Origin of the sequence: Delftia sp. WSY_22 (genome assembly GCF_043104185.1) — a bacterium.
GTDB classification, from domain to species: Bacteria; Pseudomonadota; Gammaproteobacteria; order Burkholderiales; family Burkholderiaceae_C; genus Comamonas; species Comamonas tsuruhatensis.
In genome coordinates this window covers 56,031-73,333 of sequence record NZ_JBICKN010000035.1, presented here as the reverse complement: position 1 = coordinate 73,333, position 17,303 = coordinate 56,031, and the positions used below count along the sequence as shown (strand labels likewise).

The 17,303-nt window shown below is 66.4% G+C and carries 16 protein-coding genes and 1 other RNA gene; 5 read left to right on the top strand and 12 right to left on the bottom strand.

Annotation, left to right across the window (positions count from 1 at the left end; genetic code table 11):
* Positions 1-37: 37 nt before the first annotated feature.
* The 6 genes from ACF8NF_RS18270 to ACF8NF_RS18245 form a co-directional block, all read right to left on the bottom strand.
* Positions 38-859, bottom strand: a complete 822-nt coding sequence (locus ACF8NF_RS18270) for a TauD/TfdA family dioxygenase (protein WP_016451352.1) — start codon at positions 857-859, stop codon at positions 38-40.
* Positions 860-900: 41 nt separating this feature from the next.
* Positions 901-3,144 (bottom strand): molybdopterin cofactor-binding domain-containing protein, encoded by a 2,244-nt coding sequence (locus ACF8NF_RS18265; RefSeq protein WP_392451010.1) that lies wholly within the window; start codon positions 3,142-3,144, stop codon positions 901-903.
* Positions 3,122-3,568, bottom strand: a complete 447-nt coding sequence (locus ACF8NF_RS18260; protein ID WP_017404538.1) for a (2Fe-2S)-binding protein — start codon at positions 3,566-3,568, stop codon at positions 3,122-3,124. Before ACF8NF_RS18260 ends, ACF8NF_RS18265 begins: the two co-directional genes overlap by 23 nt.
* Positions 3,569-3,619: 51 nt before the next feature.
* Complete coding sequence (locus ACF8NF_RS18255; protein WP_026062163.1) at positions 3,620-4,705, bottom strand: porin; 1,086 nt, start codon at positions 4,703-4,705, stop codon at positions 3,620-3,622.
* 223 nt (positions 4,706-4,928) lie between these two features.
* Entirely contained in the window at positions 4,929-5,375 is a 447-nt protein-coding gene (gene rnhA / locus ACF8NF_RS18250; RefSeq protein WP_016447441.1) for a ribonuclease HI, read from the bottom strand.
* Positions 5,372-6,181 (bottom strand): class I SAM-dependent methyltransferase, encoded by an 810-nt coding sequence (locus ACF8NF_RS18245; protein ID WP_160855587.1) that lies wholly within the window; start codon positions 6,179-6,181, stop codon positions 5,372-5,374. Before ACF8NF_RS18245 ends, rnhA begins: the two co-directional genes overlap by 4 nt.
* Positions 6,182-6,200: 19 nt before the next feature.
* Here ACF8NF_RS18245 and gloB point away from each other — a divergent pair, with 19 nt between their 5' ends.
* Both gloB and ACF8NF_RS18235 read left to right on the top strand, forming a co-directional pair.
* The gene (gene gloB, locus ACF8NF_RS18240; protein ID WP_016447443.1) at positions 6,201-6,974 is read left to right on the top strand and encodes a hydroxyacylglutathione hydrolase; all 774 of its coding nucleotides are present in this window, start codon (positions 6,201-6,203) and stop codon (positions 6,972-6,974) included.
* The gene (locus ACF8NF_RS18235; RefSeq protein WP_154833864.1) at positions 6,974-8,512 is read left to right on the top strand and encodes a transglycosylase SLT domain-containing protein; all 1,539 of its coding nucleotides are present in this window, start codon (positions 6,974-6,976) and stop codon (positions 8,510-8,512) included. Before gloB ends, ACF8NF_RS18235 begins: the two co-directional genes overlap by 1 nt.
* 67 nt (positions 8,513-8,579) lie before the next feature.
* Here the strand turns inward: ACF8NF_RS18235 and ACF8NF_RS18230 are convergent, their stop codons facing one another.
* From ACF8NF_RS18230 to dnaX, 5 genes are all read right to left on the bottom strand, one after another.
* Positions 8,580-9,665, bottom strand: a complete 1,086-nt coding sequence (locus ACF8NF_RS18230; RefSeq protein WP_016447445.1) for an ABC transporter substrate-binding protein — start codon at positions 9,663-9,665, stop codon at positions 8,580-8,582.
* A gap of 84 nt (positions 9,666-9,749) precedes the next feature.
* The gene (locus ACF8NF_RS18225) at positions 9,750-10,181 is read right to left on the bottom strand and encodes an MAPEG family protein (RefSeq protein ID WP_374007287.1); all 432 of its coding nucleotides are present in this window, start codon (positions 10,179-10,181) and stop codon (positions 9,750-9,752) included.
* A gap of 45 nt (positions 10,182-10,226) precedes the next feature.
* Entirely contained in the window at positions 10,227-10,817 is a 591-nt protein-coding gene (gene recR / locus ACF8NF_RS18220) for a recombination mediator RecR (RefSeq protein WP_017404532.1), read from the bottom strand.
* Between the two features lie 146 nt (positions 10,818-10,963).
* Entirely contained in the window at positions 10,964-11,296 is a 333-nt protein-coding gene (locus tag ACF8NF_RS18215; protein WP_012206701.1) for a YbaB/EbfC family nucleoid-associated protein, read from the bottom strand.
* Positions 11,297-11,343: 47 nt separating this feature from the next.
* Positions 11,344-13,512 (bottom strand): DNA polymerase III subunit gamma/tau, encoded by a 2,169-nt coding sequence (dnaX, locus tag ACF8NF_RS18210; RefSeq protein ID WP_392451009.1) that lies wholly within the window; start codon positions 13,510-13,512, stop codon positions 11,344-11,346.
* Between the two features lie 100 nt (positions 13,513-13,612).
* Between dnaX and ffs the strand changes: the two genes are divergently transcribed.
* An RNA gene (ffs, locus tag ACF8NF_RS18205) (signal recognition particle sRNA small type) lies at positions 13,613-13,709 on the top strand.
* 65 nt (positions 13,710-13,774) lie between these two features.
* On the opposite strand, the gene ACF8NF_RS18200 is transcribed toward ffs, so the two are convergent.
* Positions 13,775-15,151, bottom strand: coding sequence for a TIGR03862 family flavoprotein (locus ACF8NF_RS18200; RefSeq protein ID WP_392451008.1), 1,377 nt, complete (start codon positions 15,149-15,151; stop codon positions 13,775-13,777).
* Positions 15,152-15,422: 271 nt separating this feature from the next.
* On the opposite strand from ACF8NF_RS18200, the gene trxA reads away from it, so the two are divergent.
* Positions 15,423-15,755 (top strand): thioredoxin TrxA, encoded by a 333-nt coding sequence (trxA, locus tag ACF8NF_RS18195; protein ID WP_016447450.1) that lies wholly within the window; start codon positions 15,423-15,425, stop codon positions 15,753-15,755.
* Positions 15,756-16,021: 266 nt separating this feature from the next.
* Positions 16,022-17,284, top strand: a complete 1,263-nt coding sequence (gene rho / locus ACF8NF_RS18190; protein WP_016447451.1) for a transcription termination factor Rho — start codon at positions 16,022-16,024, stop codon at positions 17,282-17,284.
* The last annotated feature ends 19 nt before the right edge of the window (positions 17,285-17,303 follow it).

The following is a 17,303-nucleotide window of genomic DNA, read 5'->3' as shown; positions in this document are numbered from 1 at the left end:
TGGGTTTTGTCATTTTCAGCAAAGGCCGGGGCCGGGCTCACGCCTGGCGTATCGCCACGCGGTGCATGCGCCGCGCTGCGGGGTGGTAGTCGTTGACCGCGTAATGCTGCGTGGCCAGGTTGTCCCAGATGGCCACCGAGCCCTTGCGCCAGCGAAAGCGCACCTGCCATTCAGGCACCTTGGCCAGGCCGCTGAGCATGGCGATCAGCGCCGCGCTCTCGTCGCTGGTGACGCCCTCAATGTGCGTGGTGTAGAGCGAGTTCACAAAGGCCACGGGCAGGCAGGTCACCGGGTGCACCAGGACCACGGGCTGCTCCAGCGGCGGATGCTTGAGGCGCGTGGCGCGATAGGCCTCGCCCGAGGGATCGCGGCGCATCAGGCTTTGCCTCAGGGCCGGCGCCTCCCAGTTGTGGGTGGCGCGCAGCGTGCGCAGATAGGCCTGCAGCTCGGGCGCCAGCGAGGCGAAGGCCGTGGTCATGCTGGCCCACATGGTGTCGCCGCCCGTGGGCGGCACGTCCACGGCGTAGAGGCAGGCACCGGCGGGCGGCTTGGTCTGCCAGGTCAGGTCGGCATGCCAGATGTCGGTGCCGGTGCGCGTGCCCTGGCTGATCAGCAGCTCGACATGGGGATCGTCCGGGTGCGAGGGAAAGGTGGAGGACACGGGCTCGACCTTGCCGAACACCTGGGCCACGCGCACCTGCTGCGCAGGGTCCAGCGTCTGGTCGCGGAAGAAGATGACCTGGCGCTCGGCCAGCAGCTTGCGCAGCGCGTCCGCATGGTCATGCACCTGCGCCGGGTCCGAGAGATCGATGCCGTAGATCTCCGATCCTATGCACGGGGTGATGTGTTCGACTTGCATGAAATTCCTTTTCTCAAAAAAAGCCGGGGTTGGGGTGGTGATCAGGTGGACGCGATGTCCTGCGGCAGCGGCATGGAGCGGAACCGGCGGCCCGTGGCATGGAACATGGCCGTGGCCACGGCAGGCGCCGTGGGGCCCAAGGCCACTTCGCCGCAGCCCTGGGGCGGCCGGTCGCTTTCGACCAGGACCACCTCCACGCGGGGCATTTCGGACAGTTGCAGCAGCGGGTAGTCGTGGAAGTTGCTTTGCTGTACCGCGCCCTTGTCGAAGTCCAGCCGGCTCTTGAAGGTGTTGGTCAGCGCAAAGCCGATGCCGCCTTCCACATTGGCCTTGACCAGGCCCGGATTGACCACGCGGCCCGCATCAATGGCGCAGATGGCACGCTCCAGCCGCACGCGGCCTTGCACAACACGCAATTCCATGACCAGTGCGACGAAGGTCTGGAAGCTCTCGCCCCGCCCCGTGTAGACGTTGAAGGTCATGGCGCGGTGCAGGCCTGCCGGCGCGGGCTGCTCCCAGCGCGCGGCGCGCGCCGCCGCATCCAGCACGCCCAGCGCCAGCGGCTGGCCGGCCAGCAGGCGGCGCCGGTACTGGTAGTCGTCCACGCCTGCGGTGTGGGCCAGCTCGCTGATGAAGCTTTCCAGGAAGAACACGCTGGACGTGGTGCCCACGCTGCGCAGGTAGCTCAGCGGTATGGGCTGCTGCACGTCCACGGCATCCACCAGCAGGTTGGGCACGCCGTAGATCAGGTCGTAGATGGACTCGACCATGGTCTCGTCCCAGCCGCCGGCATCGGCCATCTTCTTGGGGTTGATGGCCCCGTACAGCGACTGGCCCGAGATGCGCGCATGCAGAGCGGCCGGCATGCCGTCGGCGCCGAGCACGGCGCTCAAGCGCCCCGATGCGCCGGGCCGGTAGTAGGAATGCCGTATGTCGTCCTCGCGCGAGCGGATGACCTTGACGGGCCGGCCTACGGCCTTGGATGCCGCCGCCGCATGCAGTGCGAAGTCGGGCATGTATTTGCGCCCGAAGCTGCCGCCCAGGAACGTGGTGTGCACGATCACCTTGTCTGCAGGCACGCCGCAGGCCTTGCCGAGTTCGCCGCGCAGGAAGTCCTGGCCCTGGTAGGGCCCCCAGGTCTCGACCTCGCCGTCGCGCACATGCACGGTGGCGGCCAGCGGCTCCATGGTGGCGTGCGTGATGTAGGGCGAGTGGTAGTCGGCCGTGATGGTCTTGCCGGCCGCCAGCACTTCACGCGGCTTGCCCAGACTGCGGGCAACGACGGCCTTGTCGTTCGACAAGCCTGCGACGAACTGCGCATGGATGCGCTCGCTGTCCAAGGCTGCCGCCGCGCCGGCGTCGAATTCGATGTCCAGCGCATCGGCAGCCTGCTTGGCAATCCAGTACGAATCGGCCACCACGACCACGGTGCTGGGCTCGGGGTCGGGCCACTGCGTGGTGCGCACGACGGCATGCACGCCGGGGCGCGCGCGCACCTCTGCCTCGTTGCGGATGCGCACGATGCGCCCCGTCACGCTGGGCGCCATGCGCACGGCGCCGATCAGCATGCCGGGCACCTCGACATCGATGCCGAACACCGCGCTGCCGTCGACCTTGGAAGGCGTATCCACACGGCGCAGGTTGCGGCCGATCAGGCCCTGCTCGGAAGCCGACTTCATGCGCGGCCGCGCGGCCAGGGGCAGCCTGGAGGCATCGGCCACGATCTCGCCATAGCCCACGCTGCGGCCCGTCGCGGGGTGCAGCACGCGGCCGGCACGCGTCATGCACTGGGAGGCACGCACACCCAGACGGCTTGCGCCGGCGCGCAGCAGCACATCGCGCGCCTGGGCGCCGGCCAGGCGCATGCGTTCATAGAAATAGTTCATGGACATGGAGGCACCCACGAACTGCTGGAACGGCATCTCGCCCGCATCGTTGCGGTAGGCATCGCGCCCCGTGACGAAGCGCACGGTCACGCTGGCCCAGTCGGCATCCAGTTCATCGGCCAGCACCTGGGGCAGGCCTGTGTAGATGCCCTGGCCGACCTCGCACTGCGAAACGCCGATCACCACCTGGCCCGAAGGCTCGATCCAGACCCAGTCGCCGATGGCTGCTGCCGCCGCCGCACCGGCTGCCGGCGGCGCGGCCTGCGCCAGCGGAATCAGCAGGCTGCCGACAGCAGGGGCCACCAGCAGCGCAGCAGCGCTCTGGAGCAGGTGCCTGCGCCGCAGCGAGATGGCCGAATCGGCCACGCGGCCCCGTTCATTGCTTGGACGCTGCGGCATGGATGGCCTCCCGGATGCGGTGGTAGGTGGCGCAGCGGCACAGATTGGTCATGGCCTCGTCGATCTGCGCATCGGTGGGCTGCGGATGGGCCTTGAGCAGTGCGGCAGCGGCCATGACCATGCCGGACTGGCAGTAGCCGCACTGCGGCACGTCCTTGTCCATCCAGGCCTTCTGGATGGGGTGGGAGCGGTTGCTGGACAGTCCTTCGATGGTCGTTACCGCCTTGCCGCCCACCGTCGAGACGGGCAGCACGCAGGAACGCACGGGCTCGCCATCGACATGGACCGTGCAGGCCCCGCACATGCTGATGCCGCAGCCGAACTTGGTGCCCGGCAGCTTGAAGTGGTCACGCAGCACCCACAGCAAGGGGGTCTGCCCGTCGCCGTCAAAGGCCACGCTTCGGGAATTGAGGGTGAATTTCATCGTGGGGTCTCCAATGCGCCCGCATCGACCGGGCTGCATGTCTCATGCCTCTCAGAACGAGTGGTGTATGCCTGCCGCAATCACGGTCTGCGTGCGCCCGCTGGCAACGCCCACGGAATTCATCGCCGCCACGCCATCGGAGGTGCGCTGGTGCGTGACCGAGGCATGCAACTGCGTGCGCTTGGAGAAGGCGTAGCGCGCGCCCAAGTGGACCTGGTTCCACTTCGTCTGCTCGAAACGGCTGAAGGAGTAGCCGGTGTTGATGGTCACCGCCTGGCTGGTCTGCCAGGCCAGGCCCAGGTCGAGCGCGCTCATGTGGCTGGAGGCTGCGCCGTACTTGAGCGTGGAGCGCGTGAGCAGCGCGTTGAGCCGGACCGGAAGCGCATCGAGCTGGTAGCCGCCGCCGATGCCCAGCACCTGGAAGGTATCGAGCACCAGCGGCCGGCCCGCCACTAGGTCCTGGCCCAGCGCGTTCGCCAGGCCCGTGCGCCCGGCGATATCGAAGGCACGGCCACGCGCATCGGTGTAGGCCACGGCCAGATTGAGCTTGGCACTGGAATAGCTGCCCATGACGCTGTAGGTGCGGTTGGCCTGCGAGCGGCCCGGCACCTCGCCAAATCCATACTGCGCGCCGAACTGCATCCCGCCCATGCGCGGCGTCAGGTAGACCACGGAGTTGTCCACGGGGAACTGGCTGGACAGGCCGTCCAGGTTGCCCGGGTGGTACAGATAGAAGTTGTAGAGCTGGTAGCCATTGCCCCATTGGCTCAGCGTGCCGGCCGTGAAATCGACCTGGCGCCCCAGCCGCAGCGTGCCCAGCGAAGCACTGTCCAGGCCCACCCAGGAAGCCCGGTTGAAGTAGCTGGTGGGCGAGATCGGCGAGCCGATGTCCGTGAGGAATCCGTTTTCCAGCTGGAACGAGGCCTTCAGGCCGCCCCCCAGGTCCTCGGAGCCGCGCAGGCCCCAGAGGTCAGGCTGGGAGATGGCCGAATCCATGCGCGTGAGCCGGCTCCCTCGCACATCGCTGATCCAGGGCATGGTCAGGTCCATGCTGCCGTACAGCGTCACCGAACTCTGGGCAAGCGCCGCTCCCGCGCCGCCCAGCATCGCCAATGCGGCAATTGCTTTGTATTTCATCGCAAGGCTCTTTCATCGTGAGATGGTTTAAAAATTCCACAAGTGGCAATTTCAAACACCACACCACGGAAGATGCCTGGCAGGGCGTGCATTAATTTCCACTTATGGAAATATTAGCTGCACCCATCGAGTCCTGTGTCTGGGGTTTTCATCTACCGCGTTTGAGGTAGTCCTCGGGAAGAGGAGCAAGGGACAGGCATTGCACCTGTCCCGCACAAGGCGTTCAGCGTCCCAGCGCCTGATCCACGCCCATGTTGGCCAGCGCGTCGGCGCGCTCGTTGCCGGGATCGCCCGCATGGCCCTTGACCCAGCGCCAGTCGATGCGGTGCCCGCCACCCTGCACCAGGGCGTCCAGCCGCTGCCACAGCTCCACGTTCTTGACGGGCTCCTTGGAGGCCGTCTTCCAGCCCTTGGCCTTCCAGCCGTGGATCCACTCGGTGATGCCCTTGAGTACGTACTGGCTGTCGATGTAGAGCACCACGTCGCAGGGCCGCCTGAGCGCAGACAGCGCCTCGATCACGGCCATCATCTCCATGCGATTGTTGGTGGTGTTCAGCTCGCCGCCGAACAGCTCCTTCCTGGCGCTGCCAGCCTCCAGCACCACGCCCCAGCCGCCAGGACCCGGATTGCCCTTGCAGGCACCGTCCGTATAGATAACAACTTGATTCAAAAAAAATCCTTGATATGAATGGCCCGGCCGCCAGGCCGGTTGGAATGCAGATCACCGTCGGGCGCGGCCTGTGCCTGCATGCGACGGGCGACCGGCACCGTGGCGCCCGACACGACCGCGCGGCCGCGCCAGGCAGGCTCCAGCATGCGCGCACCCGGCACACGCTTGACGGCCACCACGCAGTACACACCGCCCAGCATGGGCCAGCCCAGCCGTCCCACGCGGTCCATGAACTGCCAACGGCGCAGCCAGCGATCCGTCTGCACGGCGGGACGATAACAGCCGAATTGCACGGCCTCGATCTCGAAGGCCAGCAATCGCAGCCAGTCGCGCAGCCGCCAGTAACCCACGCCCCAGCCCACATCGGGCAGGTACACGCCACGCTCGGCACGCCGCTGCACGCCCAGCAAACTGGCAGGATTGAGTCCGCACACCACGATGCGGCCTTCAGGCATCAGCACCCTGGCCGCCTCGCGCAGCACGGCATGCGGGTCCGGCGAGGTCTCCAGCGTATGGGGCATCACGACCAGGTCGAGGCTGGCCTCGGGAAATGGCAGCGCGGCGGGATCGGCCAGCAGCGCCACGGGAACCTCCAGCGGGGCGGCGCCGTCCGCTGGCGCCGCATCCTGCGTGGAATCCAGCGCCAGCCAGCGGTGCGGCATGCGGTTGGCACGCAGCCCCTGGAGCATGGGCATGCCCAGCTGCAGGCTGTGATAGCCGAAAATATCGGCCACCGCCTCGTCGCAGCGCTGCTGCTCCCATTCCAGCAGGTAGTGGCCGAGGGCAGATTGCGTCCAGTGATGCATCCCTATAATTTTGCTGCTCATGAACCTGTTGCCCATTCCTGCTTTTTCCGACAACTACATCTGGCTGCTGCATGACGCCGGGCAGGCCCTGGTCGTCGATCCCGGCGATGCAGCGCCCGTGCTCGCCACGTTGCACCGGCTGGGCCTGCAGCTGCAGGGCATTTTAGTCACCCACCACCATGCCGATCATGTCGGTGGCGTGGCCCAGCTGCACCAGGCCACGGGCGCCCAGGTCTGGGGTCCTGCCTACGAGCAGTTGCCCGAACCCGTTCAGCGCGTGCAGGGAGGCGATGCCGTGCAGGCACTGGGCGGCCCCTGGCAGGTCATCGATGTACCAGGCCATACCAGCGGCCACATTGCCTTCTACAGCACGGCGGCACAGGCACAGCCCGTGCTGTTTTGCGGGGACACGCTGTTTTCCGGGGGATGCGGCCGCCTGTTCGAGGGCACTGCGCAGCAGATGCAGCAATCGCTGGACGATCTGGCCTCGCTGCCGGGCAATACACTGGTGTGCTGCGCACATGAGTACACAATGTCCAACCTGCGCTTTGCCCAGGCCGTGGAACCAAACAACGAAACCCTGGCTCACTACCAGCGGCATTGTCAGGCGTTGCGCGAGGCCGGTCGGCCCACGCTGCCATCCCTGATGGAGACCGAGCGCTCCATCAATCCCTTTCTGAGAACGCGCGAATCCGCGGTGGCCGCGGCCGCCGCAGGCTTCGACGCACAGGTGAGACAGCAGGACCCAGCCAGCGTGCTGGCCGGCCTGCGCCAATGGAAAAACGTCTTCTGATGAAACTGCTACACACCCTGCTGCTGGGCAGCCTGCTGGTTCTTGCCGGCTGCGCCACCACCAGCGGCCCGGACTTGGCCGGCACGACGGATACCTCCCCCAGCCCCGCACCGCACTCCCCCATGTATCCCAAAGGGCCGCTGAGCCCGCTGGGCACAGGCAGTGCCAGCAACGGCGACGTGGCCTCGCTGGAGACCACGGGCGATCTGTGGGTACGCATACGCCAGGGCTTTGCCATGCCCGACCTGGACCAGGATCTGGTCAAGGACCGCGAGCAGTGGTACGCCAGCCGTCCCGACTACATACAGCGCATGACCGAGCGCTCCAGCAAATACCTGTTCCACATCGTCGAGGAACTGGAGCGGCGCAACATGCCCACCGAGCTGGCGCTGCTGCCCTATATCGAGAGCGCCTTCAACCCGCAGGCCGTCTCCACCGCCAAGGCGGCCGGCATGTGGCAGTTCATGCCGGCCACCGGCACCTATTTCGACCTCAAGCAGAACGCCTTCCGCGACGACCGCCGCGACGTGCTGGCCTCCACGCGCGCCGCGCTGGACTACCTGCAAAAGCTCTATGACATGTTCGGCGACTGGCACCTGGCCCTGGCCGCCTACAACTGGGGCGAAGGCAGCGTGGGCCGCGCCATCAAGCGCAACGAGAAGCTGGGGCTGCCCACGGGCTACACCGACCTGCAGATGCCGGCCGAGACCCGCATGTACGTGCCCAAGCTGCAGGCCGTCAAGAACATCGTGGCCAACCCCGATGCGTTCAACACCGAGCTGCCGGTGATCGAAAACCACCCCTACTTCCAGACCGTCACCATCACCCGCGACATCGACGTGGAACTGGTGGCCAAGCTGGCCGACGTATCGACCGAGGACTTCAAGGCGCTGAATCCCAGCTTTCGCAAGCCGGTGATCTTTGCGGCCGGCACGCCGGAGATCCTGCTGCCCTGGGACAACGCCAAGGTGTTTCGCCGCAACATGCAGGCCTTTGACGAAGGCCAGTACGCGAGCTGGACCGTCTGGACCGTGCCCTCCACCATCAGCGTGGCCGAGGCAGCCCAGCGCGTGGGTCTGGGCGAGTCCGACCTGCGCGCCCTCAACAACATTCCGCCGCGCATGCTGATCAAGGCCGGCTCCGCGCTCATGGTGCCGCGCGGCGCCAACGTGCGTGCCGACGTGGCTGGCCACGTGGCCGACAACGGCCAGATCAGCTTTGCCCCCGAGATCATCACGCGCCGCACCACCATCAAGGCACGCAAGCGCGACACGCTGATCAGCGTGGCCAACCGCTACGGCGTCAGCGTGTCCAACCTGGCGGACTGGAATGACCTGAAGTCCTCGGCCACGCTGCATGCAGGCCAGTCGCTGGTGGCCTATCTGCCGGTACGCGCCAGCAGCGGCGGCAACGCCCGCGCAGCCAAGTCCACGGGAACCGCACGCAAGGTGGCCGTTCAGCCGCAAAACCGCAACGCCAAGACGGCCGTCACCACGGCACAGCGCGGAGGCAAGCCATCCAAGGTGAAAAAGCGCTGAGGAATCCCTCTGGCACCCGCTTCACGGAGCCCGCTTTCGCGGGCTTTTTTGCGTGCGGCCGCCGGGCTCAGGTGTGAAAGCGCTGGCGGGACTGGCGCACGAATTCGTTGGTGTACGAGCGCTCCAGGTCAATGCCGCCGCGCGCCAGCGCAGGGTCGAGCCGGACCAGCGCACGCAGGGCCGTGGCGGGCCCGTCATCGGGCATCATCCCATCGGGCGAAATCGTGGTGCGCATGTGCTCGAAGGCCGACAGATAGGCGCGCCGGGAGCCCAGCAGATAGGGCGCAGGCACGGCCCGCAGCACATCCATGGGCGCGGCAGTCTGCAGCCACTTGAGCGAGCGCACCATGGCGTTGCTGAGCGCCTGGGCCTTGGCCGGGTTCCTGCGCAAGAAGGCCTGTGTCGCATACAGCGTGCCCGAGGGCATGGAGCCGCCGTACAACTGCGCGCTGCTGCGCAGATCACGCAGGTCCCGCACGATGCGCACGGCGCCCTTGTCCTCCAGCACGCTCATCAGCGGGTCCGCATGGCACAGCGCATGCACACGCCCGGTGCGCAGCGCCTCCATGGCATCGGGCCCCGAGCCCACGCCCACCAGTTGCACCGCAGCGGGATCCAGGCCATCGCCCAGCAGCATCAGCTGCATGGCCCGGGCCGTGGATGCGCCCAGCGAGGAAACACCCACGCGCCGCCCGCGCAGATCGGCCAGCGTCTGGTAGCGCGGCATCCAGCGCGCAGCCACGCCCAGCGCGATCTGGGGTGCACGCCCCTGCACGACGAAGGCCCGCAGCTGGCTGCCGCGCTGCTGGGCAAGAAGCGTGTGTTCATAGGCGCCCGCGCAGACATCGGCGGCGCCCGACTCCAGGGCCTGCAGCGACTGCGATCCGCCTGGATAGTCCTCAATGCGCACGGCCAGGCCTTCGGCCTCGAAATAACCCAGCTGCTGCGCAATCACCAGCGGCAGGTAGTACAGCAGGCCCTGGCCGCCCACGGCAATCGTCAGCAGCTCGGCCGAGCCGAGCACAGGGAGCGACCAAAGAGGAGCCAGCCCCAGAAGGCTCAACAAGGTTCGGCGATCAAGCACGTGGGAAGACATGATGGTTATTTTGCTGCAGTGCAACACGATCATGCCCAGAGCCCGCATACGCAGCATCGGTGCTTGCCCGTACGTGAAACACCGCAGGGCCTGTGGTGCAGGCCCTGCGCGGGACGAGGGCGCCGGATGTGGCCGCAGGCCTCAGCGGTAGCCTGCGAAAAACAGCAGCAGATTCACCACCAGGGCCAGGGCCCAGGCCAGACTGCGCAGCGTGGCGCGGTCCATCACATAGAAGGCGATGTAGGCGATGCGCAACACCACGAAGGCCACGGCAAGGCCATCAACCCGCGCAGCTGGCGCGCCCAGTTGCCAGGCAACCACCAAGGCGCCAATGAAGAACGGCAGGCACTCGAAACTGTTGGACTGCGCCGCATTCGCCCGCGCCTGGTAGCCGGTCTGCTGGGCGAGCCAGGCGCGGGGGTCGTGGTTGTCGAAGCCGCGCTGCCCCGGCCGGTGCTTCATTCCGGGCGCCTTGGCGATATAGGCGCAGACCAGCGGCAGCAGGGCCGCCACCAGCAGGCACCAATGGGCAAGGGAAAAACCGCCGGGCGGCAGGACGACAGAGGTCGGCATACGGGCTCCTGATGAAAAGACAAGGAATGCTGGCCGCCTCCACCACTACCGGCGATCCACCAGCGCATGGGCGATCGTACCCAGGTCCACGTACTCGAGTTCGCTGCCGATGGGCACGCCGCGCGCCAGCCGCGTCACATGGATGCCGCGCGCTTTCAGCGCCTCGCTGATCGCATGGGCCGTTGCCTCGCCCTCGGCCGTGAAACTGGTGGCCAGGATCACCTCCTGCACCTTGCCGTCGCCGGCGCGCTCCAGCAGGGATGACAGATTCAGGTCGCGCGGACCTATGCCGTCGAGCGGCGACAGCCGCCCCATCAGCACGTAGTAGTAGCCGTTGTAGGCCCCCGTGCGTTCCATGGCCCCCATGTCGGCAGGCGCCTCCACCACGCACAGCCGGGCCGCGTCGCGCCCTTCGTCCTGGCAGATGGAGCAGATGCGGCCTTCGGTGAAGGTATGGCAGCGCTCGCAATGGCTTACCGACTCCACGGCCGTGGTCAGGGCACGGGCCAGCTGCCGCGCGCCGTCCTGGTCGCGCTGCAGCAGGTGAAAGGCCATGCGCTGCGCAGACTTGATGCCCACGCCCGGGAGCCTGCGCAGGGCTTCGATCAGACCATCGAGCGATTGCACATCCGACATGGCGGCTTCCTTTCAATGAAGAAGATTCTCAGAAAAAAAGCGACCTGCAAGGGCAGATCGCTCGATGGCCGCTCAACGCAATTGAGTGGCTGGGGAAACCGTCACGGCCTCTCCTGGCTGTTCGGCACAACCTCTCGGGGCCAGCCTCAGAAAGGGAACTTCATGCCGCCCGGCAGGCCGGGCATGCCGGCCGTGAGCTTGCCCATCTTTTCGTTGGAGGTTTCTTCTGCCTTGCGCACGGCAGCGTTGAAGGCGGCAGCCACCAGGTCTTCCAGCATGTCCTTGTCTTCGGCCAGCAGGCTGGGGTCGATGGTGATGCGCTTGACGTCGTGCTTGCAGGTCATGACCACCTTCACCAGGCCCGCGCCGGACTCGCCTTCCACCTCGATGTTGCCCAGTTCATCCTGGGCCTTCTTGAGGTTGTCCTGCATGGCCTGGGCTTGCTTCATCAGGCCGGCCAGTTGTCCTTTGTTGAACATGTGAGTTCCTTCTTCTGTAGGGTAAAAACGAAACGCTCTAGAGCGTGTCAGGGCTGAATGGATACGGGCTTGATACTGCCAGGCACGATTTTCGCGCCATGGCTGCGGATCAGGGTCTGCACCAAAGAATGATTCATCACGATGTCTTCGGCAATGCGCTGGCGCTCATGGCTGGCCACCGCATTGCGCCGCGCGGGGCTGTCCACCACGGCGCCCTGCTCGACATGCAGCTGCCGGGCCAGGCCGGCAGCCTCCAGCGCCACACGCAGGCGCTCGCGCGTGGCGGGCTGGGCCAGCGAGCTGCTTTCCACACGCAGCGTCCAAGTATCGCCCTCGCGCGCCACCAGCTGCGACTGCAGCGCCAGCTGGCGCGCCAGCGCAGTGACGGCCTCGGCCTGCACCAGTTGCTGGACGGCAGCGTGCCAGACATCGCCCTCGGCCGTGCGCTCCACGGTCGGCGCGGGAGGCGCATCCGGGGACTGGCGGCCACGTTCGGGAGCGAAATCCTGCACATCGATCTGAGTGTCGATCTGCGGTTCGGACTGCCGTGCCACGGCAGCGGCAGGCGGCTCCAGGGCCAGATCTCCGTCATCGCTCCAGCGGCCTTCGTCGGCCCAGCCTTCATCGGGCATCCCGGCCCAGGCACCCTCGTCCGGCGCATCGGCATCCTGCACCTGCGGCGCCTCATCGGCAGAAGAGTCTTCGTCTTCCTGCACATCGTCCACGGGCTCGTCCAGGGGCTCTTGGGCGACACCGGCGGCCGGCTTCAGCTCTGGAGCAACGGAAGGCCTGGCCTCCTGGACATGCGCAAGCACAGGTTCCGGCCTGGCAACTGCGGCCACGGGCGCCTGAACAGGCGCTGGAGCCGCAACGGCTTGCACCACGGGAGCGACCACGGCGGGCGCAGCGGTCACGGGAGATGCGACAGGCGCGACGGGAGCAGGAGGCGCGACCGGGACGGGCATGGCCGCCTTGGCTGGGACAACGGGGGCCTCGGGCACAGCGGGCTGTGCGGGCCGCGTCTGCGCAACGGGCGCGGGAGATTCAGGCTTCGCCGTGGAGGGGGTCAGCGCTGGAGTTTTTTTTTCAGCCGCGCCCGGGGCGGGCTCTGCAGATTGCGGCTTGAACGCCAGCAGCCGCAGCAGCGCCATGGTCAGCGCCGCGTACTCGTCGGGTGCCAGGCCCAGTTCGGCCCGACCATGCAGGCAGATGCTGTAGAGCAGCTGGGTTTCGTCGCGCGGCATCAGCAGCGCAAGACGGGCAATTTCAGCGGCCTCCGGATCGCTGGCGTCGGCGGCCATCTGCGGCACAGCCTGCGCCACAGCCATGCGTTGCAGCACGGCGCACATCTCCTCCAGCGTGGAGGCTGCAGACAGGCCGTTGCGGCGCAGCGCCTCGGAAGTCTCCACCACCACCTGGCCATCGCCTTGGGCCAGTGCCTCGATCAGGCGGAACACATGGCTGCGGTCCACGCTGCCCAGCATCTGGCGCACCATGGACTCCTGCAGCTGGCCGCTGCCAAAGGCAATGGCCTGGTCGGTCAGCGACAGCGCATCGCGCATGGAGCCGCGCGCGGCGCGAGACAGCAGGCGCAGGGCCTGGGGTTCGGAAGCCACGCCTTCCTGGCCGAGCACCTGGCCCAGATGCTCCAGCACGGTCTCGGGCGCCATGGGCCGCAGGTTGAACTGCAGGCAGCGGCTGAGCACGGTCACGGGCACCTTCTGCGGATCGGTGGTGGCCAGCACGAACTTCAGGTATTCGGGTGGCTCTTCTAGCGTCTTGAGCATGGCGTTGAAGGCCGTGTTCGTGAGCATGTGCACTTCGTCGATCATGAAGACCTTGAAGCGTCCCTGCACCGGCTTGTAGACGGCCTGCTCCAGCAGGCTTTGCACCTCGTCCACCCCGCGGTTGGAGGCAGCGTCCAGCTCGGTGTAATCGGGAAAGCGGCCGCTGTCGATTTCGGTACAGGCCGCACAGACGCCGCAGGGCGTTGCCGTGATGCCGCCCTGGCCATCGGCGCCCTGGCAGTTGAGCGACTTGGCCAGAATGCGCGAGACCGTGGTCTTGCCCACGCCGCGCGTGCCGGTGAACAGATAGGCATGGTGCAGGCGCTGCTGCGTCAGGGCATTGGTGAGCGCCTGAACGACATGCTCCTGCCCCACCATTTCGGAGAAATTGCGGGGGCGGTATTTGCGGGCCAGCACAAGATAAGACATCCCGCGATTCTACGGGGCTGAGCACCCTCGCCCGGTGCGCCCCGGGTTTGGCCGGCCTTGTCGCCCGGGCAGCCCGGTGTTTGCCCCTATAATCGAGAGTGACGGGCCTCCTCGCATGGGGAAGCGGCCAACCGGGTCAGGTGGGGAACCAAGCAGCCCTAACCGTGAAACCAGTGCCGAGGGCAAGGCTCGTCACCTTCCATTGAACAGCAGGCCCTGCGGGCGCCTGCCCCGTCCACGCCCGCAGCGGCCCCTTCTCTCCTCAATGCGTCTCGCCATCCACCTTCAGATAGCGGGCGACGCCCTGTGCCGCGTGCACGCCGCTGGCCATGCATGCCGTCAGCAGGTAGCCACCCGTGGGAGCCTCCCAGTCCAGCATTTCGCCGGCACAGAAAACGCCGGGCGCAGCCACGCACATGCCATTGGCATCCAGCGCCTGCAGCCGCACGCCACCTGCGGTGCTGATGGCCTCGTCGATGGGCCGGGCCGCCACCAAGGTGATGGGCAGGGCCTTGATGGCCTGGGCCAGCCGCGCAGGATCGGCCACGCCGTCCTTGCCCAGCACCTCATGCAGCACGGCGGCCTTGATGCCGTCCAGGCCCAGGCGCCCCTTCAGATGGCTGGCCAGGCTGCGTGAGCCACGCGGATGGCGCACCTCCGCCAGCACGCGCTCGGGTGTCAACTGGGGCAGCAGGTCGAGATGGACGGTGGCATGCCCGTCGCGCGCAATGGCTTCGCGCAGCGCGGCAGAGACGGCATAGACCAGGCTGCCCTCCACGCCCGTGGTTGTGGCCACGAATTCGCCCTTGCGCGAGAAAACGTTGCCCCGGCCATCATCAAAGGACAGCGCCACCGACTTGAAAGGCTGGCCGGCAAAGCGCTCGGTGAAATAGGGGCTCCAGCCGCGCGCAGGCTGGGGGCTGGCCCCCAGCAGCTCGGCCATGAATTCCCGGCGATCGATCTGCCCGCCCGGCGCCGCATCGCCCAGGCCCACATCGAACCCGCAGTTGGAGGGCTTCAACGCAGCGACTTCCACGCCGCGCTGCTCCAGCCAGGGCATCCAGGCGCCATCCGAGCCCAGCCGCGCCCAGCTGCCGCCGCCCAGCGCCAGCACCACGGCCTTCGCGCGCACCTGCAGCCGCCCTTCGGGGGTATCAAAGCCCAGCGCATCGCCATCCTGCCAACCCAGCCAACGGTGGCGCGTGTGCAGGACCACGCCCTGGGTCTGCAGACGCACCAGCCAGGCACGCAGCAAGGGCGCAGCCTTCATGTCCTTGGGGAATACGCGGCCCGAACTGCCCACAAAGGTTTCCACGCCCAGCTCGCCGGCCCAGGCACGCAGCTGATCCGGGGGCAGCAGCTCCAGCCAGCGCGACACCTCGGCACTGCGCTCGCCATAGCGGGAGACAAAGGCGGGCAGGTTTTCGGAATGGGTCAGGTTGAGCCCGCCCTTGCCGGCCATGAGGAACTTGCGTCCTGCGGAGGACTTGGCCTCGAACACATGGACAGTCAGCCCCTTGCCAGCCAGCCCTTCGGCCGCCATCAGGCCCGCAGGCCCGGCGCCGATCACCGCCACATCGCAGTCCATCGTGCGCGCCGCCGCGCTGTGTTCAAAAGCATCCATCACATCAGTTCCCATTCCAAGCTCGCATTCAACTTTGCGCTGCCGGCAGACTCATATGCCTGCAGCGCGGGCGCGCAGAATACCCTGCCGCAGGCCGACCTGCGCGCAGGCGCCACTAATTCCCGATGACCCCGCAACCCTGCTGCCGCCCCGTAAACAGCTATGACAGTCATAGCATCCAGCTACCGCCCATACGGTGCAGCAGGTGATAGGTTTCTGTCACAATCATTTCGCGGTGCGGATTTTCCTGCGCCTTCCTCATTGCGAAAAATCAAGGACATCACCCATGGCCAGCGAACTGATCAAACACATCTCCGACGCAAGCTTTGAAGCTGACGTCTTGCAACCCGGCTCCACGGTGCTGGTCGATTACTGGGCCGAATGGTGCGGTCCCTGCAAGATGATCGCCCCCATCCTCGACGAAGCAGCCCAGACCTACAAGGACAAGCTGTCCATCGCCAAGATGAATGTGGACGAGAACCGCGAGATCCCGGCCAAGTTCGGCATCCGCGGCATCCCCACGCTGATGCTGTTCAAGGACGGCCAGCTGGCTGCCACCAAGGTCGGCGCCCTCAACAAGGCACAGCTGTCTGCTTTCCTGGACCAGCACCTGGCCTGATTCTTCTGGCTGCCCCTACACCGGGGCAGCCAAACATGCGGCCCGGCGCCGACCGCTGCACCGCATAGCACTGGCGCACAAACCCTGCGCCAGCGCAAATTTCCCTATGACCTGCGGATTTTTTCCTGTCATAATGCCCTTCATCACCGGCCTTATGCATCGAAGGCCGCGCTGAGACCCTCAGGCAAGCCAGCCCACTTCCACAGTGTTTCGCTTGGCTCAACGCCTCCCCCTGGTTTCTTTCCACTCCGTTCTGGAGTCTCTCCATGCACCTTAATGAACTCAAGGCACTGCACGTGTCTGAAGTCCTGAAGCAGGCCGAAGCGCTTGAGATCGAAAACGTCGGTCGCATGCGCAAGCAAGAGTTGATGTTCGCCATCATCAAAAAGCGCGCCAAGGCCGGGGAACAAGTGTTCGCCGACGGCGTGCTGGAAATCCTGCCGGATGGTTTCGGCTTCCTGCGCAGCCCCGACACCAGCTACACGGCCAGCACCGACGACATCTACATCTCGCCCAGCCAGGTCCGCCGCTTCAACCTGCACACCGGCGACATGATCGAAGGCGAAGTGCGCACGCCCAAGGATGGCGAGCGCTACTTTGCCCTGACCAAGCTCGACTCCGTCAATGGCGGCTCGCCCGAGCAGAACAAGCACAAGGTGCTGTTCGAGAATCTGACCCCCCTGTTCCCCACCCAGCAGCTGCGCCTGGAGCGCGAGATCAAGGGCGAGGAGAACATCACCGGCCGCATCATCGACATCATCGCCCCCATCGGCCGCGGCCAGCGCGCGCTGATCGTCGCGCCGCCCAAGAGCGGCAAGACCATGATGATGCAGAGCATCGCACACGCCATCACGGCCAACCATCCCGACGTTCACCTGATGGTGCTGCTGGTCGATGAGCGCCCCGAGGAAGTGACCGAGATGCAGCGCTCGGTCAAGGGCGAGATCATCGCCTCCACCTTCGACGAGCCCGCCACGCGCCACGTGCACGTGGCCGAGATGGTGATCGAGCGCGCCAAGCGCCTGGTCGAACTCAAGAAGGACGTGGTCATCCTGCTGGACTCCATCACCCGCCTGGCCCGCGCCTACAACAACGTCGTGCCCTCGTCGGGCAAGGTGCTGTCGGGCGGCGTGGACTCCAACGCGCTGCAGCGCCCCAAGCGCTTCTTCGGCGCGGCGCGCAATGTGGAAGAAGGCGGCTCGCTGACCATCATCGCCACGGCCCTGGTCGATACCGGCAGCCGCATGGACGAAGTGATCTTCGAAGAGTTCAAGGGCACGGGCAACAGCGAACTGGCCCTGAACCGCCGCCTCTACGAAAAGCGCGTGTTCCCCGCCATCGAACTCAACAAGAGCGGCACGCGCCGCGAAGAACTGCTGCTGGCTCCCGAGATCCTGCAGAAGACGCGCATCCTGCGCCAGTTCATGTACAACATGGACGAGATCGAGGCCATGGAGCTGATGATCAAGAACATGCGGGCCACCAAGACCAACGTGGACTTCTTCGACATGATGCGCCGCGGCGGCTGATCTCAGAGATCCAGCCCAC